We start from the raw sequence: 22,659 nt of genomic DNA on the forward strand, positions 1-22,659 counted from the left end.
CGCACCCTTCGCCATGAGTCCGAGGGGCCTCCGAGTGCCGTGGACGTCGTGCCGAAAACGTCACGTCACTTACCAAGTCGGACCGGCGGGCCAGGAGGTTGCGGCACCAATGGCAGCGTGGCACACATCACACCGATGAACATCCCGCCGAGGAGGAAAGCGTACGACCCCAGTCCGGCGCCGAAAAGGAAATCCCCTTCCGGACGGGAGGAAGTGAGCAGCAACACGGCCACCGTCCAGGCCCCCGCGGGCACTCCACCGCCCATCCGGGCGCCCATGGCCTTGACCCCGCCGTAGCACAGCCCCCCGACCGCGAGCAGCGCGAGCAGCAACCCGCCGGGGAACCACGCCGCTTGGACCAGGGCGCCCGCGCCGCCCACCAGCGCTCCGGCCACGGCGAGCAGGGCATATCCGCCCAGGCGCGGGGCCGTCATGCCGCCACCCCCGCGAACAGGTCGTCCTCGCGGTCCGCCCCGGCCTCGCCCTTGACGAGCCGGTAGTGCTCGTGGACGAACATCGGCTGGCCCAGGTCGTTGGAGAGCGCGAAGAAGGGGCCGTCCACCGCGATCTGGGTGGCGTGGGCGCGCATCGCCGCGGCCTTCGCCCCGGCGTGGGAGGTGCCGTCGATGAACGCGGTGACGTCCGCGTCCTCCACCACCCCGGGGATGTCGTCCACCGTGGCGACGCCGGGGAAGAGGGAGTCACGGCCCGCGGCCCGCAGCCGGGCGAAGCCCTCCTCGACGGCCGAGCGCGGCACGCAGTTCCAGTAGACCTTCGCGATGTCGTGCGGTTCGCCGAGGTCGGGGCGGAAGCCGGGATCGGCGGCCAGCTCCACGGCGCGCATCGCCACGCGGTGCGCCTGGATGTGATCGGGGTGGCCGTAGCCCCCATTGGTGTCGTACGCCACGAGGACCTGTGGCCGGATCTCGCGGACGACGGCCACCAGATGCCCGGCGGCCTCGTCCAGGTCGGCCTGCCAGAAGCAGTCCGGCCGGTCGTTCTGCGGGGCGCCCATCATCCCGGAATCGCGATAGCGGCCGGGCCCGCCCAGGAAGCGGTGGTCCTCGACCCCCAAGGCGTCCATGGCCGCGGCGAGTTCGCCGATCCGGTGCGGGCCGAGCGCGTCGTCGCGGTCGGCGGCGAGATGCGCGAGGGCAGGCGGGATGACCTCGCCCTCCTCACCGAGGGTGCAGGTCACCAGGGTGACGTGTGCGCCCTCGGCGGCATACTTCGCCATGGTCGCGCCGTTATTGATCGACTCGTCGTCCGGATGTGCGTGCACCAGCAGCAGACGACGGGCGGGAAGAACGGTCATGGGCACAGCCTACGATTCGCACACACGTGCCCATGGGTCGCACGCCCCGGCCCCGCTCGGGGTCAGATCTTCACGCCGCCGATCATGTCCGCCACATTGGTGGTGAGGTCGTCGATCGTCGGAGCGACCGAGGAACTGGCCAGGTAGAAGCCGAGGAGGACACAGACGACCGCATGAACCGCCTTCAGCCCTGCCTTGTTCACGAGCATGAAGACGATGATCAGCAGCAGCACTGACATCGAGATCGAGAGCGCCACAGCGGCTCACCTCCAGGTACACGCACTCGGACGGACAACATATTGATGCCACAGGGGGGCTACCCACTATGCGCAATCGATCATAACTATGGCGGTGCGCACACGACTCGGTGCACGGGAGCATGACAGGGGCGCATGCCTGATCGCACGAACTTCCCGGTCCCGGGGGCGACTTCTCGTTGGTTATGCGCCATATCGCCACCGCCCGGGGCCGCTTGACACCGGCGGCGTCCCGGCCGGACCGTGCCAGGGGCAACGCCCGCCCGGCCTACCGATCCGTAGCCTCCCTCACGATGATCCTGAGCCGTACGCTCCCCCTATGACCGGACAGCTCTCGTTCCCACGGCAGCACGCGCGCACCCAACGTTTCACCCTCGGGACACCACGGGCCCTCTCCGTGGCCCCCGACGATTCACGCGTCGCCTTCCTGCGCTCCCGCTCGGGCACCGACCGGACCGGCCTGTTGTGGGTGTACGACCTCGCCGAGCGGCGCGAGTACCCCGCCGCCGACCCGGCCGAGCTGCTCGGCGGCGCCGACGAGGAGCTGTCCCCCGAGGAGCGGGCGCGGCGCGAGCGCAGCCGCGAGGGGTCGGCCGGGGTGGTCGGCTACGCGGTGGACGCCGCGGTCGAGCGGGCCGCCTTCGCCCTCTCCGGGCGGCTGTTCACCACGGAGCTGCCCACGGGCACCACCCGCGAGCTGCGCGTCCCCGGTCCGGTCGTGGACCCGCGCCCCTCGCCCGACGGCCGCCACATCGCCTACGCGGCGGGCGGGGCGCTGCGGGTCACGGGCGTGGACGGCGAGGGGGATCGGGCGCTCGCGGAGCCGGAGGGGGACTCCGTCACCTACGGCCTCGCGGAGTTCATCGCGGCCGAGGAGATGGACCGCTCACGCGGCTTCTGGTGGTCGCCGCGGAGCGACGCCCTGCTGGCCGCCCGGGTCGACGAGGCCCCCGTACGGCGCTGGTGGATCGCCGACCCCGCCCACCCCGGCCGGGAACCCGCGGAGGTGGCCTACCCCGCCGCGGGCACCGCCAACGCCGAGGTGCGGCTGGTTCTGCTCGGTCTGGACGGCTCCCGTACGGAGATCGAGTGGGACCGGGAGCACTATCCGTACCTCGCGCGGGTGCATTGGTCGGCCTACGGTCCGCCGCTGCTTCTGGTCCAGGCCAGGGACCAGCGCAGCCAGCTCTACCTGGCCGTGGACACCGACACCGGTAGGACCAGCACGGTCCATGTGGATGAGGACGCGGTTTGGCTGGATCTTTTCCCTGGAGTGCCGGCCTGGACCGAAGATGGACGACTCGTCCGCATCGCGGACGAAGGCGGCGCCCGGGTGCTCATGGTGGGCGACCGCAAGCTGACCTCCAGCGCCCTCCAGGTGCGCGCGGTCCTCGACATCGGCACGGACGACGTGCTGTTCTCCGCCGCCCCCGGGGCCGGTGCGCCGCTGCCCGAGCAGCCGGGCGAGATCGCCGTCCACCGCGCCTGGTTCCGGGGCAGCGGCGACCAGGGCGGCTGGGAGCCGGTCGGCAAGCGGCCCTTCCCGGCGGTCCACTCCGCCGTGCGCGGCGGTGAGGTGATCGCGCTGTCGTACACGGGCCTTGAGCGGCCCGGGGTGAGCGTGGAGATCCTCCGGCCCGCCGACCACGGCGCGGCCGAGCGCCTCGCCGAGCTCGACGCGTACCCGGAGCGGCCCGTCATCACCGCCCGCCCCGAGCTCGTCTTCGCGGGCAAGCGGGACATCCCGTGCGCCGTGCTGCTGCCCAGCGGCTACCAGGAGGGCGACGGGCCGCTGCCGGTCCTGATGGACCCCTACGGCGGCCCGCACGGCCAGCGGGTGGTCGCCTCGCACAACGCCCATCTCACCTCGCAGTGGTTCGCCGACCAGGGCTTCGCGGTGGTCGTCGCGGACGGCCGCGGCACCCCCGGCCGCTCCCCCGCCTGGGAGAAGGCGGTACGCGACGACCTGGCCGCGGTCACGCTGGAGGACCAGGTCGAGGCGGTCACGGCGCTCGCCGGGCGCTATCCGCTGGACCTCGGCCGGGTGGCCATCCGCGGCTGGTCCTACGGCGGCTACCTGGCCGCGCTGGCGGTGCTGCGCCGCCCCGACGTCTTCCACGCGGGCGTGGTGGGCGCCCCGGTGACGGACTGGCGGCTGTACGACACCCACTACACCGAGCGGTATCTGGGCCTGCCGGACGAACAGCCCGAGGTCTACGCCGCCAACGCGCTGATGACCGACGAGGGGCTGTCCGGCGCGGCCGGCACCGCCCGGCCGATGATGATCATCCACGGTCTGGCGGACGACAACGTGGTGGCCGCGCACACCCTGCGGCTCTCCTCGGCGCTGCTGGCCGCGGGCCGTCCGCACGAGGTGCTGCCGCTGTCCGGGGTGACCCATATGACCCCGCAGGAGCAGGTCGCGGAGAATCTGCTCCTGCTCCAGGTGGATTTCCTCAAGCGGTCCCTCGGGCTGCGGTAGCGCTCCGCTGGGAGCGCCCTGACCTGCCGTCGATCATCCGCGGCACCGTCGTGGCTGGTCGCGCCCACGCGGCGGAGCCGCACATCGACACAGCCCCGCGCCCCTTCGGGGCGCACCCGCACCGGACAGGGGCCTGGACCCCGGTGCCTCGCTGATCCGCGGTCACCAGCCCGGCGGCGGCGCCGGAGGCGCGGACGGCGGCGGGGGCGCGGCGGGCGGGGTGCCGGGCGGCGGGGGCACCAGCGGCGGAGTGGCGGGCGGCGGCGGGGCATAACCGCCGCCGTAGCCCCCGCCGCCATAGCCGCTGCCGTAACCGCCGCCGTAGCCTCCGGATCCGGAACCGTCCCCATAGCCCCCGGCCCCGGCGCCGTCCCCGTAGCCCCCGGGCCCCTGGGTGTCGTAACCCCCGTCGTAGCCGCTATAGCCGTCATAGCCGCCGCCGTACGCCGGGGCGCCGCCGAGGCCCCCGGCGCCCGCGGCGCCCTCCTCCACGCCGCGCCGCGCCAGCACGATCAGGGCGATCAGCCCCGCGATCGCCTCGAAGAAGCCGGTGAGCACGCTGAGCACGCCCACCGTCGGCAGATCGCTGAGGTGGTCCACGTAGTCCAGCTTGATGTAGAGCGACGCCTCGCTGATCCCCGTGGCCGTGGCCAGCGCCGCCGCCACCATCCCCAGCGGGCGCGCCAGCGGGGCGCGGGCGAGCGCGGCGGCCGCTCCGGCCAGGCACAGCGCCGCCGCCGCCCACGCGGTCCAGGCACCGGGCGCCGAGAGCAGGGTCGGCAGCGTGTGCTTGCCGGTGAGCAGGTACTTGTAGATCTCCCAGCCGCGCTCCTGAGCCCAGTAGATCTGCCAGGCGGCGATGACGGCCCCGATGGCGCCCAGGAACAGCGCGCCGACGACCGCCGCCCCGGGCGAGGGGCGGCCCGGCGGCCGGTCGGCGGGCGAGACCGGCTGCCCGGACGGGGCGGCCAGGTCGGCGGGGCGGCGTGCGGCGGCCACGACGGCCAGCAGCAGCCCCGCGAGCACCACCTGCGCCCAGGCGCTGAGGTTCGCCCGGGTCTTCAGATCGCCGGGGATGCCCTGGAGCCAGTCGGAGTTCAGGTTCCACAGGCTGGGCAGGCGCACCGCGACGGTCACGACCGCGACCGAGCCGAGCGCCCCTGCGGCGGCCGGCGAGCGCAGGGCGGTGATCCCGACGACCGCGTAGACCAGCAGCAGCGCGAGGTCGAGCAGGGAGGAGCCGAAGATCCCTCCGGTGGCCCGGAACGGCAGCCCCGCCCAGGTCCACCACAGATGGTTCGCCTCATCGGCCTTGTCCAGGTCGTGGATGATCCATCCCAGCGAGATCAGCCCGAGAACCGCGCAGACGAGCGCCCCGAAGACGCGCGCTCCGCTGTTGAGTATCCGTCCCTGCCCCATAGCCGTAGGTCTCCCCCGCCCCGCACCCCGGGCAACCGTCGCGAACCGAAGAAAAATACGGATCGTGGAAGAAAAATGCGGATCGTGACCGTCCGGAGACCGCCGGGAGACATGACCGGCCGCGCCCACCGAAGTGGTGCGACCGGCCGGGGCGGCATGGCGCGCCCCGGCCGGTCCACGGCACCCGCACGGCCGTACGCGGTTCAGCCTGACGCGTCCGTATATCGGTGTTGCGACAGCGGAGTTGCCTGTGTGTTAACGCGTTTCCTACCCATAGTCCGCGCTTTGTCCCCCATGGGGGATCTCTGTCAAGCACGCCTGGACCTCGATCTGCCAAATCTTCGCTCAAGACTCGAATGAGCGGCACATCCACCCTCCCCGGACCCTTGACTGGGCCGTTCCCCGGTTGCGAAAGTCCGCTCAACCCGACACGCATGCACCACCCTGGCGAGCGGGCGGCGACATGACGCGCATAGACAACGCGAGTTGACGGTGTGACACCAGTGCGGGGGGACGCTACGCGATGACGAGTCCATCCCAGACCGGCGTGGTCGAGAAGACCGCACCGGGCGGCACGGAGGGCGAGGCGCCGGCCGGTCTGGCGCCCCGCCAGTTGATGTGGCGGCGCTTCAGGCGCGACCGCACCGGTGTGATCTCCGCGTGCGTGGTGGTCTTCTTCTTCGCCGTCGCCGTGCTGGCGCCGGTGATCGCCTGGCTGTACGGCAAGGATCCGTACACCACCTACGGCCTGGACCGGCCCGAGCTGCTGGACCCCCTCACCGGCTATCCGATGAAGCCCAACGGGGGCATCGACGGCGAGTTCTGGTTCGGCGTCGAGCCCAAGCTGGGCCGCGATGTGCTGACCCAGCTCGTCTACGGCATCCGCACCTCGCTGCTGATCGGGCTGGCCGCGACCGTGCTGTCCACGCTCACCGGCATCGTGATCGGCGTGGTGGCGGGCTATGTGGGCGGCCGCACCGACTACTTCCTCGGCCGCCTCATCGATCTGCTGCTGTCCTTTCCGCAGCAGCTCTTCTTCGTCGCCTTCATGCCGGTGGTCACCGCGCTGTTCGTCAGCCCGCAGAAGGAGACGCCCACCTATTTCCGGGTCACGGCCCTGGTGATGGTGTTGTGGCTGCTGGGCTGGATGCAGCTGGCCCGGCTGCTGCGCGGCCAGGTGCTCTCCCTGAGGGAGCGCGAGTTCGTCGAGGCGGCCAGGGTGACCGGCGCCTCGCCGTGGCGGATCGTCCGCAAGGAGCTGCTGCCCAACCTCGTCACGCCCATCCTGGTGCAGTCCACGCTGATGCTGCCGAACTTCGTGACGGCGGAGGCGGCGCTGTCCTTCCTCGGCGTCGGCGTGGTGGAGCCGACCCCCGACTGGGGCCGGATGTTCGCCAAGGGCGCGAACTTCTACGAGGGCGACATCACCTACATGTTCTTCCCCGGCATCGCCATGGTGGTCTTCGTGGTCGCCTTCAACCTGCTCGGGGACTCGGTCCGGGACGCGATGGATCCGAAGACCACGCGGTGACCGGGGGGCCGGCGGGCCCAAGGCAGTGAACGGCAAGTCTTCCGTCCGATGAGGCAGGTGCAGTGACCACGATGACGTCCAAGAACAGTCGCAGAGCCCGTACCTACGCCGTCGCCCTGGCCGCGGGGGCCCTGGCGCTCGCGGGGTGCAGCAGCGGAGGCGGCGGCTCGGAACCCAAGGATTCGAACGAGCCCAAGATGGAGTCCCAGGACATCACCCTGGGCACCGCCGCCGACTCCACCGGACCGGCCAAGGACCTGCCGGGCGCCAAGAAGGGCGGCACCGTCACGGTGCTCCAGCGGGACGCCTTCGAGCATCTGGACCCGGGGCAGATCTACGTCAGCGATGAGCTGATCATGCAGACGCTCTACAACCGGACGCTGACGAACTACCAGTTCGACGACAAGACGGGCAAGGCCAAGCTGGTCGGCGACCTCGCCACCGACACCGGCAAGTCCTCCGACGGCGGCCGCACCTGGACGTACACCCTCAAGGACGGGCTGAAGTTCGAGGACGGCTCGCCGATCACCTCCAAGGACGTCCGCCAGGCCGTCGAGCGGCTCTACGCGCCGTATCAGACCAACGGGCCGACCTATCTCCAGCAGTGGCTCTCCGGGGAGGGCCAGAAGTACCGCAAGGCGCTTCCGGACGGCCCCTACAAGGGCAAGCACCTGCCCAAGTCGGTGCTGGACACCCCGGACGACAAGACCATCGTCTTCCACTTCGACCAGCCGCGCGCCGAGGTGCCGTTCGCGGTCGCCATGCCCAACATCGGCGCGGTGCCGCCGGGCAAGGACACCAAGGAGAAGTACGACAAGGCCCCGCTGGCCTCCGGTCCGTACAAGATCCAGAACTTCAAGCCGGGCAAGGGCATCCAGTTCGTCAAGAACGACCAGTGGGACCCCAAGACCGACTCGATACGCCATCAGTACGTCGAGAAGTTCGACGTCTCCTTCGGCCACCAGTGGGTGGACTCCACCCGCCGGCTCCAGGCGAACAAGGGCGCCGACCGGAACGGGATGACGTGGACCAACGCGGTCGACCCGTCGCAGATCTCCACGGTCCTCAAGGACAAGGAGGCGATGTCCCGGTCGCTGACCGAAACGCAGCCCTATGTGGATGTCGTTTCGATCAACACCGATCGGGTCAAGGACAAGAAGGTGCGCGAGGCGATCGCCTGGGCCTTCCCCAGCGGTCAGTACCTCCAGCAGTTCGGCGGTCCGAAGGCCGGTGAGATCGGCGGTGGGCTGGTCGGCCCCACGCTCAAGGGCTACGACCCCTCGTTCGACCCGTTCCAGAAGAAGAAGTACCCCGGCGGCAACGCCAAGAAGGCCAGGGAGCTGCTGAAGGAGGCGGGCAAGGAGAACTACGAGCTCGTCTACGCCTACGGCAACGGCGACACCCATCAGGACGCCTCGGTGGTCGTCGAGCGGGCCCTGGAGCGGGCCGGGTTCACGGTGCAGAAGAAGGAGATCGACCAGTCGACTTATTACACCCAGATCGGAAAGGTCAAGAACAAGTTCGACCTGTACCGGTCCTCGTGGGGTGCCGACTGGCCGTCCGCCTCGACCGTGGTGCCGCCGGTGTACGGCGGCGAGAACGTCTACGACGACTCCGCGAACTACTCACACCTCAACGTCCCGTCGGTCAACGACGAGATCGGCAAGGTGGCCAAGGTCAGCGATCTGAGCCGGGCCACCTCGGAGTGGATCAAGCTCAGCGAGAAGATCCTCACCGATGAGATCCCCGCCGTCCCGACCTTCTACAACCGGCTGTTCACCCTCTGGGGCTCAGGGCTGGGCGGAGTGAAGTTCAACTCGGTCTACGGCGCCGTGGACCCGACGGCCGTCTTCATCAAGTAGCCGCGGCCGCACCCAGGCAGCGCAGAGCCCGGCCGCGTCCGCCCCGGCGGACGCGGCCGGGACCCGCCCCTAGCGGAAGATCACCGACGTCATGTTGAGATTCCTCGCCCGCCGGTCCCTCGGCGCGATCGTGATCCTGATCCTGATCAGCGCGATCACGTTCTTCCTCTTCTTCGCCCTGCCCGCCGAACCGGCCCGGCTCGCCTGCGGCAAGAACTGCGATCCCACCTCGCTCGCCATGATCAACAAGAATCTGGGCCTGGACCAGCCGGTGCCGGTCCAGTACTGGAAGTTCATGGTGGGGATCGTCGCCGGGCGGGACTTCGCCGTGGGGCACTGCGACGCGCCCTGCTTCGGCTACTCCTTCGTCAGCCAGGAGCCGGTCTGGAGCACCATCGTCGACCGCTTCCCGACCACCCTCTCGCTCGCCATCGGCGGCGCCGCCGTGTTCCTGGTCTGCGGGATCGGCATCGGCATGATCGCGGCCTGGCGGCGCGGCACCTGGATCGACAAGTTCTTCAGCTCGCTGTCGCTGCTCGGCGCCTCGATGCAGATCTACTTCGTCGGGGTGCTCGCCCTGGCCTGGTTCGTCAGCGGGCTGGGGATCATGGACCAGCCCGCCTACTACCCCTTCACCGAGAATCCGGCGAAGTGGTTCAGCGGGATGCTGCTGCCCTGGGTGGTGCTCTCGCTGATCTTCATGGCCAACTACAGCCGGATGACCCGCTCCCAGATGGTCGAGCAGTTGCAGGAGGACCATGTCCGCACGGCGAGGGCCAAGGGGCTCTCCAGCCGTACGGTCTTCTTCCGCTACGCCTGGCGCGGCGCCATCGCCCCCATCATCACCATTTTCGGCATCGACCTCGGATCGCTCCTCGGCGGAGCCATGGTCACCGAGTACACCTTCACGCTGCACGGCATCGGACGGCTGGCGGTGGAGTCCGTCCAGCTCACCGATCTGCCGATGCTGATGGGCGTGATGCTGGTCAGCTCCGCGGCCATCGTGGTGTTCAACATCCTGGTCGACGCCGCCTACGCCTTCATCGACCCGCGCGTGCGCCTCGCCTGACAGACCCGGAGCTGCCGAGATGACCACACTCACCAAGCCCGACGACGGCGCGACGCCACCATCGGCTCCCGGCGACGGCGCCTTCCTGTCCGTACGCGATCTGTACGTCCGGTTCTCCACCGAGGACGGGATCGTCAAGGCCGTCGACGGCCTCTCCTTCGACCTCGAACGCGGCCGGACGCTCGGCATCGTGGGCGAGTCCGGCTCCGGGAAGTCCGTCACCAACCTCACCGTGCTGGGCCTGCACGACCCGCGCACCACCACCGTCAGCGGCGAGATCCTGCTGGACGGGCAGGAGCTGACCGGCGCGCCCGAGCGCACCCTGGAGCGGCTGCGCGGCAACACCATGGCGATGATCTTCCAGGACCCGCTGACCGCCCTGTCGCCGTACTACACGGTGGGCCGCCAGATCGCCGAGCCGTACCGCAAGCACACCGGCGCCTCCAAGAGCGAGGCCCGCTCCCGGGCCATCGAGATGCTTCAGAAGGTCGGCATACCCAACCCGCGGCTGCGGGTGGACGACTATCCGCACCAGTTCTCCGGCGGGATGCGGCAGCGCGCGATGATCGCGATGTCGCTGGTCTGCGACCCCGATCTGCTGATCGCCGACGAGCCGACCACCGCCCTCGACGTCACCGTCCAGGCCCAGATCCTCGACCTGCTGAAGGACCTCCAGCAGGAGTTCGGCTCCGCGATCATCCTCATCACCCATGACCTGGGCGTGGTGGCCAACACCGCCGACGACCTGCTGGTGATGTACGCGGGCCGGGCCGTGGAGCGCGGTACGGTCCGCGAGGTGCTGCGGGCCCCCCAGCACCCGTACACCTGGGGGCTGCTGGGCTCCATGCCGCGGCTGACCTCCGCCGTGGACGAGCCGCTGAGCCCCATCCCCGGCTCCCCGCCGAGCCTGCTCAGCCCCCCGCCGGGCTGCCCCTTCCACCCGCGGTGCCGCTACACCGACCAGGTGGCGGGCGACCGCTGCGCCACCGAGCGGCCGTCGCTGCCGGACGGCCGCGGCGCCGCCTGCCATCTGAGCGCCGAGCGGAAACAGACCCTCTTCACCGAGCAGATCAAGCCCCGGCTGGGCTAGGGACCAGGGCTTAGGAGCGCTGACGCATGAGCATCGAGTCGGGTACACCCGAACCCCTCCTGGTCACCGAACGGCTGACCAAACACTTCCCGATCATGGGCGGTTTCCCGTTCAAGCGGAAGGTCGGGGCCGTGCAGGCGGTGGACGGGGTCGATCTGACCGTGCACGCCGGAGAGAGCTTCGGACTGGTCGGCGAGTCCGGCTGCGGCAAGTCCACCACGGGCCGGCTGCTGACCCGGCTGCTGGAGCCCACCAGCGGCACGATCACCTACCGGGGCCGGGACATCAGCCACGCGGGCCGCAAGGAGCTCGCCCCGATCCGCTCCGAGATCCAGATGATCTTCCAGGATCCGTACTCCTCGCTGAACCCCCGGCAGACCGTCGGCACCATCATCTCCGGCCCCATGGAGATCAACGGCATCGATCCGCCGGGCGGCCGCGAGGCCCGGGTGCGCGAACTGCTGGAGATCGTGGGCCTCAACCCCGAGCACTACAACCGCTTCCCGCACGAGTTCTCCGGCGGCCAGCGCCAGCGCATCGGGGTGGCCCGCGCGCTCGCCCTGGAGCCCAAGCTGATCGTCGCCGACGAGCCGGTCTCGGCGCTGGACGTCTCCATCCAGGCGCAGGTCGTCAATCTGCTCCAGAAGCTCCAGCGGGAACTGGGCATCGCCTTCCTGTTCATCGCCCATGACCTCGCCGTCGTACGCCACTTCTCGCAGCGCGTCGCCGTGATGTACCTGGGCAAGGTGGTCGAGGTGGGCGACCGCGAGTCCATCTACCGCCGCCCCCGCCACCCGTACACCCACGCGCTGCTGTCCGCGGTGCCGGACGCGGCGGTGGTGATGGCCGAGGACGCCTCGGACGGCCCGGGCGGCGTGGAGACCACCCGCCGCGAGCGCATCAGGCTCGCCGGGGACGTCCCCTCCCCCATCAACCCGCCCTCCGGCTGCCGCTTCCGCACCCGCTGCTGGAAGGCCCAGGACACATGCGCGCGGGAGGAGCCGCCGCTCATCCGCCTGGACGGCAACCGCGAGGGCCACCTGTCCGCCTGCCACTTCCCCGAGGACCCGACCCTCGAGGCCCGCGAGGAGGACGTGGTGCTGGACCCGGCGCTGATCGCGGCGGAGTCGGAGGCCCTGCCGCACAAGAAGCCGTAACGGACCGGCCTTTCGGTATCAGAACCGCGCGTTCGGAACCGGGAGTTCGGTATCAGAACCGGGCGTTCGCCGTCAGAACCGCGCGTTCGCCGTCAGAAGCGCGAGAAGGAGTGCGTACGCCCGACGGCGGTGAACCCGCGGCGGCCGTACCAGCGCAGCGGCCAGTCGTCCTGGTCGGCGACGAGGAACCGCAGCCCGCACCCCGCGGCGGCCGCGCGGCGCAGCGCGTCGGCCAGGACGGCGCCGGCGTAGCCGCGGCGCAGATACGGCTCGGCGGTCGCCACCTCCTCGATCTGCGCGATCCCGGCGGCGGGTTCGAGATAGAGATCGGCCCAGGAGGCGATCTCGCCGGTGTCGTCATGGGCGGCGAGGAAGAGCACCTCCTCGGCCCCGGCCCGCCGGGCGGTGCGCCGCTCCACGAGGTCGTGCACGGTCTTCTCGTCCGCGTCCGGCATCCACCGCCACTGCTGCGCCGTCACCGCCCGCCGCAGCAGCCCGTGCGGATCCGGCCCCAGCTCCCGCTCCACCACATCGACCGCCCCGGCCTCCGGCACCGGCCCGGTGTGGACCATCAGCACCTCGGTGACGTGGGTGTACCCGGCCTGTTCGAGCGCGGGCACGCAGAGCAGGCCCAGGGCCTCGTCATGGACCGTGATCCGGCGGTGCGGCAGGAAGGCCATGACCTCGTCGGCGAGCTCGGGCAGCCCCTCGGGGTCGGCGGGCCCGGTGATGTGGAGCTGATTGTGCTCATGGGAGCGTGCGTACTCCCGGTGCAGCACCAGGAAACCACCCGGCACCTCCCGCACGTCACCGGCCTGTCGGCGGGCGAAGGAGATCCGGAAGTCGATGATGCGCTGAAGATCGTTCCGCGACACGTCATGATCATAAGCGAATCCGCACCATGAAACGCCTTTCGATAACTGGTAAACGTGCATAACTCACGGAGTAAAAGGAATTAAGCGATCCACTACCTTCTGATGAAAATTGTCAACTCTTGATAGTTGTGCGACGAATATTTACTGTCTAGCGCATGTCGGCACAGTGATCCCACTGCGTCCGGCCCCCAACGAGAGGGAGGTGTTCGCCATGCGCAAGCTGATCCTCACCGGAGCGCTCTTCGCCCGGCTCACTCGTAAGGACCGTCTCACCCTGCCGTACTCGTACTACTAAACCGGCGCGGGTGAGCGCAGGCGGTGGCCGCGGCGGCGATGCCGCGGCCACCGCCGTCGGCCACGATCCGAGGGGACGTCCATGACCGCCGCTCCGTACCGCACCGACCTGCCGGGCCCCTCCGGGGACAAGTACCTCGGCAATCTGCACGCCTTCTCCTCCGATCCGCTGGGCTTCCTGACCGACTGTTCGCGCCGCTACGGCGACGTGGTACGGCTCGGCGAGAACAACGTGCTGCTGACCGACCCCGGCGACATGGAGAAGATGCTGGTCGACCGGGACTCCCTGTTCTCCAAGGCCAGCGCGGACACCCGGCGCGGCTCGCGGCGGCAGGGCTTCCCGCACTCCACCATGAACAGCGACGGCGACCGGTGGAAGGCCAAACGGCACCGGCTGCAACCGGCGTTCGGACGGTCGCTGTCCACCAGGGCGGCCGAGATCGTCGACGCCCAGGGCGAGAAGCTGCTGCGCACCTGGCTCCCCGGCCAACCCCGTACGCTCCAGGACGACATCGCGGTCGTAACCCTGCGGCTGGTCACCCAGCTCATGTTCGGGGACGAGTTCAGCGATCGGGACACCGCCGAAGTGGCCCGGCTGGTGGCGCCCATCATGGACCTGTCGACCTCACCGGTCCTGCTGCCCGAGTGGGTGCCGACCCCGCGCAAGCTGCGCATCCGCCGCTCGATGGCCCGCATCGACCGCACCCTGCACGCCCTGGCCGCCTCCCCCGCCGCGAACGACCCGGAGCGCGCCCCCGTGTTGCACGCCCTCGTCCACGGCACCCCCGCCCCCTCACCGGAGGAACTCCGGGACGAACTGGCCACCTTGATCATGGCGGGCTTCGAGACCACCAATGACGCGGTGGTCTGGACGAGCTTCCTGCTGGCCCGGCACCCCCGGATCGCCGAGCGGGTGCGGGCCGAGGCCGATGCCGCCTTCGCCACCGCCCCCGCCGGGCTCTCCCGGATGGAGGCCCTGCCCTACACCCACGCCGTCGTCCGCGAGGCGCTGCGCCTCTACTCTCCGGTCTGGCTGACCAGCCGGGACGCGCGGGAGGACCTCGACTTCGGCGGCTATCTCATCCCCGCCGGGACCACCGTCACCGTCAGCCAGTGGGTGGCCCACCGCGATCCGCGCTTCTGGGAGGAGGCCGAGGCGTTCCGCCCCGAGCGCTGGCTGGGCGGCGGCCCCTCCTCGGTGCCCCGCGGCTCGTACTTCCCCTTCGGGCTCGGCCCCCGCGTCTGTGTGGGAGCCGCCGTGGCCACCACCGAGACCGTCCACCTGGTGGCCGACATCTGGCGCCGCTTCCGGCTGGAGCTGGCCACCCCGGACCGCGTCCACCCCCGCCCGGCCCTCGCCCTCCAGCCGGTCGGCGTCGAGGTGATCCCGCGCCCCTGGTGACCCCGGCCGCGCCGGGCCCGCGGCCCGTCAGCGCTCCGGGACGGGGGGCGGGGCTGGGACGGGACGGGGCCGTGGACGGCCGTGGGAGCGGCCGTCTGCCCGTCCCCCGTTCGGATGAACCGCCCCTCAGCGGGCGTCCGGAATGGGCAGCCGCCCGTATGATCGCCGGTATGAGCCTCGAACGTGTCACGATCACGATCCCGAGCGAGACCCTGAGCGCCGCCAGGGAGGCGGCGGACCGCGAGGGCATGAGCGTCTCGGCCTGGCTCTCGCGCGCGGCCGAGCGCGCGGCCAAGATCGAGGCAGGGCTGATCGCGGCGGAAGAGGTGCTGGCGGAGATCGGCCCACCCACGCCGGAGGAACAGGCGTGGGTGGATGACTTCATGGACACGGTCACGAGGCCAGTAGCGAACGGCAGCTCCGGCGCTGACGATCACGCGGCTTGACCGCACACGTGCCGGGGGGACAGCGGATGACCGTACTGCGTCCTGTCGTCTATGACGCGGGGATGTTGATGGCTGCCGAGCGTTCCCAGACCAAGGTCTGGAGGGCGCACCGGGCCTATCTCACAGCGGGCGGTGTGCCCCTGGTGCCCGCGGCCGTGATCGCCCAGGTGTGGCGGGACGGAGCGCGGCAGGCGCGCCTGGCGCACTTGCTCAAGGGGTGCGATGTGGTGGCCATGGACGAGACAGCGGCCTGGGAGATCGGGGAATTGCTGGCCCGTGCGGGAACGTCCGACCCGGTGGACGGAGCCGTCGCGGTGCTCGCCGCGCGGCAGGAGGCGACGATCGCCACCTCCGACCCCGACGACATCGGGCATTTGCTCGACCGGCTCGGCGGCCGGGGCAAGCGGGTGGCCGTGCGGCAGGTCTGACGGCCGGCTGCCACGACCTCACGTACCCCACATCATGTTGGACAGGGCCACGAACAGCACACAGGCGATCCCCACGCCCTGTACGGCCTTGCCCCAGCCGGGCATGGATTCGCCCTTCTTGACCGCCGAACGCTGGGTGGAGAAGGCGAACGCCAGCGCGATGAGGGCGAGGGGGCCGAGCACGATGGACAGCCAGTCGACTTGCACGGGGGTCATGGCGGCACTTCCTTACGGTCACCTCGGCTACGGGCGGCCCATCATCCGCTGGACCGCCCGGGACCCCTCCCGAGGAGCGACGCCTCCGCCTCCGCCGCGCGTGCGAACGGCTCGTTCCTCAGCCGTTCGTAAGCCGTTCCTAAGCGACCGTGAGCACGATCTTGCCTTGGATATGCCCTCGGGAGGCGCGTTCGTGCGCCGCTCGGGCATCCGCGAGCGGGAACGTGCTGTCCACCGCGACGCGAACCGTGCCGGCGTCGAGCAGGAGTCCCAGTTCGGCGAGTTGCGCGCCGCTCGAGCGGACCTGGGTGGCGGTGACCGTGACGCCCAGCTTCGCGTTCTCCTCGTCGTCGAACTCGCCGAAGTACACCGGGTACAGGGACCCGCCGCGCTTGAGGGTGCGCAGGAAGCGCCTGCTGTGGGGACCTCCGACGGTGTCCAGGACGAGATCGACGTCACGGGCGACGTCCTCGGGCCGGTCCTTGGTGTAGTCGATGAACTCGTCGGCGCCGAGTTCGCGCAGGAACGTCTCGTGGGCGCCCGAGGCCACGGCGATGACGCGGGCTCCCTTCCACTTGGCCAACTGGAGTGCGAGGTGCCCCACGCCGCCGGCGGCGCCGTTGATGAGCACCGTGGTCCCGCTGTCGAGTGCCATCGGGCGGTGCCGGGCCTCTTGGAACGGCGAGGGATGGTCGTGCCCGAGCTCGATCAGGAACTGCCACGCCGTCAGCCCCGACATGGGCAGACCGGCGGCGTGCACATGGTCGACGGCAGCCGGCTTGCGGGCGAGGTCGGACGCCGGCGTGGTGACGTACTCGGCGTACGCGCTGCCCTGGAGAGCGGTGGGGAAGCGCAGCAGGCCGACCACCTCGTCTCCGGCCGCGAAGCCGTTGACGTCGGCGGCGACGGCTTCCACGACGCCCGAGACGTCGGTCCCCGGAATCAGGGGGAGATGGAACGGGGGCTTGAGCTCGGGAGGTACGTTGGGCATTCCCTCGCGTGCGTACCAGTCGGGAGGGTTGATGCCGACCGCGTGCACGCGGACGAGCACCTCGCCCGGCCCCGGTTCTGGAACCGGCGCCTCCTCATAGCGCAGCACCTCGGGGCCGCCGAACTCGTGCAGCCGGATCGCCCTCATCGTGTGTGTCGGCATCATTTTCTCCTGCCCCTGCCAGGGGATACGCTTATCGGATCAGCGGTCCATATATCCGGACCACTGATCCGAATATATGGACCACTGGTCCGGATAGTCAAGAGGGGCAGATGCGGGCCGACGCCAGGAAGAACCGTGACCACCTGCTCGCCGTCGCGGGCGCCGTCATCGCCGAGCAAGGCGTCGACGCGTCGCTGCGCGACATCGCACGCAAGGCCGACGTGGGGCTCGCGACGCTGCTCCGCCACTTTCCGACGCGCGAGGCGCTGCTCGAGGCCCTGCTCCACACGAGCTTCGACGAGCTGACGGCAAGGGCGGACGAGCTCGAAACGTCGAGCTCGCCCGAAGACGCGCTGGTGTCGTGGCTACGCGGCTGCGTCGCGTGGACAACCGAGTACCGGGGCGTGACCGTGCTGATGGCGGCCGCCATCGAGGACACCGAATCCGCACTCCACGCTTCGTGCGTCACCCTGCGCGCGGCCGGCACGCGGCTCCTCACGCGTGCCCAGGCCGCGGGCGCGGCGCGGACGGACATTGATGGCACCGATCTCTTCGCGCTGATCGCGGCGCTCGCATGGCTCGGCGACCAACCCTCGCTCGCGTCACGCGCCGATCACCTCTTCGATGTGGTCGCGAGCGCGATCCTGACGCAGCCCCGTTCCAGCGGACCCGAGTAGCGGATGGGATCAGTGCGCGGGCCGACCTCGATCGTTATCGCCGCGGTCAGCGCAGGTCGCGGAAGAACGTCCGTACGTCGCCCACCAGCAGCTCCGGGACCTCCATCGCCGCGAAGTGGCCGCCCGCCGCGAACTCCGACCAGTGGGTGATCGCATGCCATGGCTCGGCGAGGCGGCGGATCGCGGTGTCGCCCGCGAAGACCGCGACGCCGGTGGGGACCCCGGAGCGTTCGGGGGGTGCGCCCCAGGCCGAGGCGGCCTCCTTGTAGAGGCGGGCGGAGGGGCCCGCCGTGTTGGTGAACCAGTACAGGGAGACGTTCGTCAGGACCGCGTCACGGTCGAGGGCCTCGGGCTTGTCGCCGTGGGCGGCGAACCAGTCCACGTTCCAGGCCAGTTGGCCGACGGGCGAGTCGGCGAGGCCGTAGGACAGGGTCTGGGGGCGGGTGCCCTGGACGGCGGCGTAGCCGGAGAGCTCGCGGTGCCAGCGTTCGAGCCCGGTGAGGCGTGAGCGCTCGGCCGGGGTCAGCTCCTCCGGGTCAGCCGGATCGGCCGACCCCGCGGTCACCAGGGCGTTGACGTGGACGCCGACGACCCGGGACGGCTCCACCCGGGCCACCTCGGGGGAGATCAGCGAGCCGAAGTCGCCGCCCTGTGTGCCGTAGCGCTCGTACCCCAGGCGCCGCATCAGCTTCGTCCACGCGGTGGCGATGCGGCGGATGCCCCAGCCGGGCTCGCGCGGCGGGGCGGAGAAGGCGAAGCCGGGGAGGGACGGGATCACGACGTGGAAGGCGTCGGCCGGGTCGCCGCCGTGCCCGCGCGGATCCGTCAGCGGGCCGATGACCTCGGTGAACTCCGCGACCGAACCGGGCCAGCCATGGGTGATCAGCAGCGGCAGGGCATCCGGCTCGGGCGAGCGGACCTGGAGGAAGTGCACCCGCTGCCCGTCGATCTCGGTCGTGAACTGCGGGAACGCGTTCAGCCGCGCCTCTCGCGCCCGCCAGTCGAACCCGGCGGCCCAGTACGCGGCCAGCTCGCGGACATGGTCGAGCGCCGCTCCGTCGGACCAGCCGGCGCCCGGGAGCCGCTCCGGCCAGCGGGTGCGTTCCAGGCGTCGGCGCAGATCGTCGAGGTCGGCTTCGGGGACGGCGATGCGGAACGGACGGATCTCCATGGGCCGCACGGTAGGCGCCGTCGCGGACGGGGAGTGTCCGCGACGCCCGGCGGACGACGGCGCCACCCCGGACAGCGGTCATCGACGTGCGCCGTCGCCCCAGCGGATGTCAGATGGGTCTGAGGCCGATCTTGGACCGGATCGTCGGGAGGCGCCATGCGTCGCGGAGCCCCGTATTCCCTGCGTGCCCGGCCTTCCCTGGGCGCCCGGCCTTCCCTGGGCGCCCGGCATTCCGTGCGCGCCCGGTATTCCGTGTCCGCCGTCGTCTTGATCGTTACGGCCGCGACCACCGTGACGGCCTGCGGCGGCGGGGACGGCGGCGCCGACGCCGGTGTCATCCGCTCCTCCTGGGGCGATCCCCCCAATCCGCTGGAGCCCGCCAACACCAATGACGTCCAGGGCGGCAAGGTCCTCGACATGATCTTCCGGGGGCTCAAGCGCTACGACCCGAGGACCGGCGAGGCCAAGAACGCGCTCGCGGAGCGGATCGAGAGCTCCGACCAGCGCAACTACACCATCACCCTCAAGAAGGGCCGGCGGTTCGCCAACGGGGAGAAGGTCACCGCCGCGTCCTTCGTGAACGCCTGGAACTACGGCGCCCGGATCGACCACAAGCAGCGCAACGCCTACTTCTTCGAGTACATCGAGGGCTACGACAAGGTCCACCCCGCCTCCGGCGGCGCCCCCACCGCCAAGACCCTCTCCGGGCTGCGGGTCAGGAACGACCGGACCTTCACCGTCCGGCTCACCCAGAAGTTCTCCACCTGGCCCAAGACGCTCGGCTACAACGCCTATGTGCCGCTGCCCCGGGCGTTCTTCGAGGACCACGCCGGCTGGCTGAGGAAGCCCATCGGCAACGGCCCGTACCAGGTGCGGTCGTACACCAAGGGCTCGGTGATGAAGCTGCGGGCCTGGGACGGCTACCCCGGCCCGGACAAGGCCCGTAACAAAGGCGTCGACCTGCGCGTCTACACCGATAGCAACACCGCCTACACCGATCTCCAGGCGGGCAATCTCGATCTGGTCGACGATGTCCCGGCGCAACAGCTCAAGTTCGTCCGCTCCGATCTCGGCAACCGCTACATCAACCAGCCCGCCGGGATCATCCAGACCCTCACCTTCCCGATGTACGACCGCGCCTGGAGCGGCCCCGCCAGGGCCAAGGTACGCCGGGGCATCTCGATGGCGATCAACCGCGCGCAGATCACCGAGCGGATCTTCCAGGGCACCCGCACCCCCGCGACCGACTGGACCTCGCCGGTGCTGCGCCGCCAGGGCGGCTATCAGCCGGGGCTGTGCGGGGACGCCTGCCGCTACGACCCGGTCCGGGCGCGCAAGCTGATCACGGCGGGCGGCGGGCTGCCCGGCGGCCGGATGACGATCACGTACAACGCCGACACCGGCTCCCACAAGGACTGGGTGGACGCGGTCTGCAACAGCGTCAACACGGTGCTGCGGAACGACCGGGCCTGTGTCGGCAAACCGGTCGGCACCTTCGCCGACTACCGCAACAAGATGGCGGGGAAGAAGATGACCGGGCCGTTCCGGGCCGGCTGGCAGATGGACTATCCGCTGATCCAGAACTTCCTCCAGCCGCTGTACTACACCGGCGCCTCCTCCAACGACGGCCACTTCAGCGACACCGGCTTCGACCGGCTGGTCAACCAGGCCAACGCCGCCTCCGCCGACGGCCGGGCCATCGCCGGATTCCGGGACGCGGAGAAGATCCTCGCCGAGCGGATGCCCGCCATTCCGCTGTGGTACCAGAACGGCAGCGCGGGCTATTCGCGGCGGCTCAGCGAGGTGGCGCTCAATCAGTTCAGCGTGCCGGTCTACTCGCGGATCAGGGTCGGCTGAGCCATGGGCCGTTATACGCTGCGGCGGCTGCTGCAGATGATCCCGGTCTTCATCGGCTCCACCTTCCTGATCTTCTTCATGGTGTACGCGCTCGGCGACCCGGTGGCCGCCCTCTTCGGCGACAAGGCCCCCGACCCCGCCACCGCCGCCCGGATCCGTCAGGACCTCTCTCTGGATGAGCCGCTGTGGCGGCAGTACGCGCACTACATGGGGCAGATCTTCAGCGGGCACTTCGGTACGGCCTTCAACGGGCAGCCGGTGACCGAGCTGATGGCGAGCGCGTTCCCGGTCACCCTCCGGCTCACCCTCGTGGCGGTCGCCTTCGAGATGGCGCTGGGCATCACCCTGGGCGTCCTCAGCGGACTGCGCCGGGGCCGGGGTCTGGACACCTCGGTGCTGCTGCTCACCCTGGTCGTGGTCTCCGTCCCGACCTTCGTCAGCGGCACGGTGCTGCAGTATCTGTTCGGCGTGAGCTGGGGCTGGGTCAGGCCGTCGGTCTCGCCGGAGGCGCCGCTGACCGAACTGCTGCTGCCCGGGGTGGTGCTGGGGCTGGTGTCGCTCGCGTACACCAGCCGTCTCACCCGTACCTCCATCGTGGAGAACGCCCGCGCCGACTACGTCCGCACCGCCGTCGCCAAGGGGCTGCCGCGCCACCGGATCGTCACCCGCCATCTGCTGCGCAATTCACTCATCCCGGTGGTGACCTTCATCGGCACGGACATCGGCGCGCTCATGGGCGGGGCCATCGTCACCGAGCGGATCTTCAACATCCACGGCGTGGGCTACCAGCTCTACCAGGGCATCCTGCGCCAGAACTCGCCGACCGTCGTCGGCTTCGTGACCATCCTGGTGATCGTCTTCCTGCTCGCCAATCTGCTCGTCGACCTCCTCTACGCCGTGCTCGACCCGAGGATCCGGTATGCCTGAGCCCTTTGACACGCGCTACGACATGACCGAGGCGATCGCACCGGCCGGCAGCGGCGGCGGTCCGATGGACCTCCCCGCCTCCGGCCCCCAGGCCCTGAAGGGCGGGCCACGGCGCGGCCCCTGGCGCCTCCCGCTCCCCTGGCGCGGGGAGCCCGGCCGCCGCTCCGGCGGACCGGCCGCGCCCACCGGGCGGGGGCTGTGGACCGACGCCTGGCACGATCTGCGCCGCAATCCGGTCTTCGTCGTCTCCGGGCTGATCATCCTCTTCCTCGTCGTGATCGCGATCTGGCCGCAGCTCATCGCGAGCGGCAACCCGTACCACGGCGACCTGGCCAAGGCGCAGGACGGCCCGGCCCCCGGCCACCCCTTCGGCTACGACCTCCAGGGCCGCGATGTCTACACCCGCACGGTCTACGGCGCCCGCGCCTCCATCACCGTCGGCATCTGCGCCACCCTCGGCGCGGCGCTGCTGGGCAGCGTCCTGGGCGGGCTCGCCGGGTACTTCGGCGGCTGGTGGGACGCACTGCTCTCGCGGATCGCCGATGTCTTCTTCGGCATCCCGATCCTGCTGGGCGGGCTGGTCTTCCTGTCGGTGGTCACCAGCGGCTCGGTCTGGCCGGTGGTGGGCTTCATCGTGCTGCTGGGCTGGCCGCAGATCTCCCGGATCGCGCGCGGCTCGGTGGTGACCGTCAAGGAGCACGACTACGTCCAGGCGGCACGGGTGCTCGGCGCGAGCAGCGGCCGGACGCTGCTGCGCCATATCGCGCCCAACGCCGTGGCCCCCGTGATCGTCGTCGCGACCATCGCGCTGGGCACGTACATCTCGCTGGAGGCCACGCTGTCGTTCCTCGGCGTGGGGCTCAAGCCGCCCACCGTCTCCTGGGGGATCGACATCTCCTCGGCCGCGACCCAGATCCGCAACGCCCCGCACATGCTGCTGTGGCCGGCCGGGGCGCTGTCCATCACGGTGCTCGCGTTCATCATGCTCGGCGACGCGGTGCGCGACGCCCTCGACCCGAAGCTGCGCTAGC

General features: G+C 70.5%; 22 protein-coding genes. 14 read left to right on the forward strand and 8 right to left on the reverse strand.

Translation table 11 applies throughout. The annotated features are described in order from the left end of the window. Positions 1–65 precede the first annotated feature (65 nt). From ACZ6TD_RS18255 to ACZ6TD_RS18265, 3 genes are all read right to left on the reverse strand, one after another. Positions 66–434, reverse strand: coding sequence for a DUF6113 family protein (locus ACZ6TD_RS18255; RefSeq protein ID WP_471355233.1), 369 nt, complete (start codon positions 432–434; stop codon positions 66–68). Continuing rightward, complete coding sequence (mshB, locus tag ACZ6TD_RS18260) at positions 431–1,315, reverse strand: N-acetyl-1-D-myo-inositol-2-amino-2-deoxy-alpha-D-glucopyranoside deacetylase (protein ID WP_471355235.1); 885 nt, start codon at positions 1,313–1,315, stop codon at positions 431–433. Before mshB ends, ACZ6TD_RS18255 begins: the two co-directional genes overlap by 4 nt. A gap of 62 nt (positions 1,316–1,377) precedes the next feature. Beyond that, positions 1,378–1,572 (reverse strand): hypothetical protein, encoded by a 195-nt coding sequence (locus ACZ6TD_RS18265; RefSeq protein ID WP_069864354.1) that lies wholly within the window; start codon positions 1,570–1,572, stop codon positions 1,378–1,380. A gap of 319 nt (positions 1,573–1,891) precedes the next feature. On the opposite strand from ACZ6TD_RS18265, the gene ACZ6TD_RS18270 reads away from it, so the two are divergent. Then, complete coding sequence (locus ACZ6TD_RS18270) at positions 1,892–4,054, forward strand: S9 family peptidase (protein WP_471355238.1); 2,163 nt, start codon at positions 1,892–1,894, stop codon at positions 4,052–4,054. A gap of 162 nt (positions 4,055–4,216) precedes the next feature. On the opposite strand, the gene ACZ6TD_RS18275 is transcribed toward ACZ6TD_RS18270, so the two are convergent. Continuing rightward, the gene (locus ACZ6TD_RS18275) at positions 4,217–5,473 is read right to left on the reverse strand and encodes a hypothetical protein (RefSeq protein WP_471355240.1); all 1,257 of its coding nucleotides are present in this window, start codon (positions 5,471–5,473) and stop codon (positions 4,217–4,219) included. Between the two features lie 523 nt (positions 5,474–5,996). On the opposite strand from ACZ6TD_RS18275, the gene ACZ6TD_RS18280 reads away from it, so the two are divergent. From ACZ6TD_RS18280 to ACZ6TD_RS18300, 5 genes are all read left to right on the forward strand, one after another. Next, positions 5,997–7,004, forward strand: a complete 1,008-nt coding sequence (locus ACZ6TD_RS18280) for an ABC transporter permease (RefSeq protein ID WP_471355242.1) — start codon at positions 5,997–5,999, stop codon at positions 7,002–7,004. 71 nt (positions 7,005–7,075) lie between these two features. Next, positions 7,076–8,866 carry an ABC transporter substrate-binding protein gene (locus ACZ6TD_RS18285; RefSeq protein WP_471357830.1) on the forward strand — a complete coding sequence of 597 codons (1,791 nt, stop codon included), beginning with the start codon at positions 7,076–7,078 and terminating at the stop codon, positions 8,864–8,866. A 91-nt stretch (positions 8,867–8,957) separates the two neighbouring features. After that, on the forward strand, positions 8,958–9,935 hold the full coding sequence (locus tag ACZ6TD_RS18290) for an ABC transporter permease (protein ID WP_385204562.1): 978 nt from the start codon (positions 8,958–8,960) through the stop codon (positions 9,933–9,935). A 19-nt stretch (positions 9,936–9,954) separates the two neighbouring features. Beyond that, positions 9,955–11,025 (forward strand): ABC transporter ATP-binding protein, encoded by a 1,071-nt coding sequence (locus ACZ6TD_RS18295; protein ID WP_471355244.1) that lies wholly within the window; start codon positions 9,955–9,957, stop codon positions 11,023–11,025. A 26-nt stretch (positions 11,026–11,051) separates the two neighbouring features. Then, positions 11,052–12,182 carry an ABC transporter ATP-binding protein gene (locus ACZ6TD_RS18300; protein WP_471355246.1) on the forward strand — a complete coding sequence of 377 codons (1,131 nt, stop codon included), beginning with the start codon at positions 11,052–11,054 and terminating at the stop codon, positions 12,180–12,182. Between the two features lie 92 nt (positions 12,183–12,274). On the opposite strand, the gene ACZ6TD_RS18305 is transcribed toward ACZ6TD_RS18300, so the two are convergent. Then, positions 12,275–13,057 carry a GNAT family N-acetyltransferase gene (locus ACZ6TD_RS18305; protein ID WP_471355248.1) on the reverse strand — a complete coding sequence of 261 codons (783 nt, stop codon included), beginning with the start codon at positions 13,055–13,057 and terminating at the stop codon, positions 12,275–12,277. Positions 13,058–13,223: 166 nt separating this feature from the next. Between ACZ6TD_RS18305 and ACZ6TD_RS18310 the strand changes: the two genes are divergently transcribed. The 4 genes from ACZ6TD_RS18310 (at position 13,224) to ACZ6TD_RS18325 (ending at position 15,627) form a co-directional block, all read left to right on the forward strand. Then, complete coding sequence (locus ACZ6TD_RS18310; RefSeq protein WP_218053458.1) at positions 13,224–13,352, forward strand: cittilin family RiPP precursor; 129 nt, start codon at positions 13,224–13,226, stop codon at positions 13,350–13,352. Positions 13,353–13,433: 81 nt separating this feature from the next. Then, positions 13,434–14,753 carry a cytochrome P450 gene (locus ACZ6TD_RS18315; RefSeq protein WP_471355250.1) on the forward strand — a complete coding sequence of 440 codons (1,320 nt, stop codon included), beginning with the start codon at positions 13,434–13,436 and terminating at the stop codon, positions 14,751–14,753. A gap of 170 nt (positions 14,754–14,923) precedes the next feature. Next, a complete protein-coding gene (locus ACZ6TD_RS18320) occupies positions 14,924–15,199 on the forward strand; it encodes a hypothetical protein (RefSeq protein ID WP_471355252.1) in 276 nt (91 codons plus the stop codon). A 26-nt stretch (positions 15,200–15,225) separates the two neighbouring features. Next, entirely contained in the window at positions 15,226–15,627 is a 402-nt protein-coding gene (locus ACZ6TD_RS18325) for a PIN domain-containing protein (protein WP_471355254.1), read from the forward strand. A gap of 18 nt (positions 15,628–15,645) precedes the next feature. On the opposite strand, the gene ACZ6TD_RS18330 is transcribed toward ACZ6TD_RS18325, so the two are convergent. Beyond that, the gene (locus ACZ6TD_RS18330; RefSeq protein WP_471355256.1) at positions 15,646–15,843 is read right to left on the reverse strand and encodes a hypothetical protein; all 198 of its coding nucleotides are present in this window, start codon (positions 15,841–15,843) and stop codon (positions 15,646–15,648) included. Between the two features lie 139 nt (positions 15,844–15,982). Further along, positions 15,983–16,996 carry an NADP-dependent oxidoreductase gene (locus tag ACZ6TD_RS18335; RefSeq protein WP_471357833.1) on the reverse strand — a complete coding sequence of 338 codons (1,014 nt, stop codon included), beginning with the start codon at positions 16,994–16,996 and terminating at the stop codon, positions 15,983–15,985. A gap of 110 nt (positions 16,997–17,106) precedes the next feature. On the opposite strand from ACZ6TD_RS18335, the gene ACZ6TD_RS18340 reads away from it, so the two are divergent. Next, positions 17,107–17,673 carry a TetR/AcrR family transcriptional regulator gene (locus ACZ6TD_RS18340; protein WP_471355258.1) on the forward strand — a complete coding sequence of 189 codons (567 nt, stop codon included), beginning with the start codon at positions 17,107–17,109 and terminating at the stop codon, positions 17,671–17,673. Positions 17,674–17,719: 46 nt separating this feature from the next. On the opposite strand, the gene ACZ6TD_RS18345 is transcribed toward ACZ6TD_RS18340, so the two are convergent. Next, the gene (locus ACZ6TD_RS18345) at positions 17,720–18,844 is read right to left on the reverse strand and encodes an epoxide hydrolase family protein (protein ID WP_471355260.1); all 1,125 of its coding nucleotides are present in this window, start codon (positions 18,842–18,844) and stop codon (positions 17,720–17,722) included. 156 nt (positions 18,845–19,000) lie between these two features. On the opposite strand from ACZ6TD_RS18345, the gene ACZ6TD_RS18350 reads away from it, so the two are divergent. Genes ACZ6TD_RS18350 through ACZ6TD_RS18360 form a run of 3 tightly spaced genes read left to right on the forward strand, consistent with a single transcriptional unit; the run spans position 19,001 to position 22,658 of the window. Continuing rightward, positions 19,001–20,701 carry a peptide ABC transporter substrate-binding protein gene (locus ACZ6TD_RS18350; protein WP_471355262.1) on the forward strand — a complete coding sequence of 567 codons (1,701 nt, stop codon included), beginning with the start codon at positions 19,001–19,003 and terminating at the stop codon, positions 20,699–20,701. Positions 20,702–20,704: 3 nt separating this feature from the next. Beyond that, the gene (locus tag ACZ6TD_RS18355) at positions 20,705–21,628 is read left to right on the forward strand and encodes an ABC transporter permease (protein WP_471355264.1); all 924 of its coding nucleotides are present in this window, start codon (positions 20,705–20,707) and stop codon (positions 21,626–21,628) included. Then, entirely contained in the window at positions 21,621–22,658 is a 1,038-nt protein-coding gene (locus tag ACZ6TD_RS18360) for an ABC transporter permease (protein WP_471355266.1), read from the forward strand. The genes ACZ6TD_RS18355 and ACZ6TD_RS18360 overlap by 8 nt, the downstream gene beginning before the upstream one ends. Position 22,659: the final 1 nt, after the last annotated feature.

The organism is Streptomyces yongxingensis (assembly GCF_055597465.1).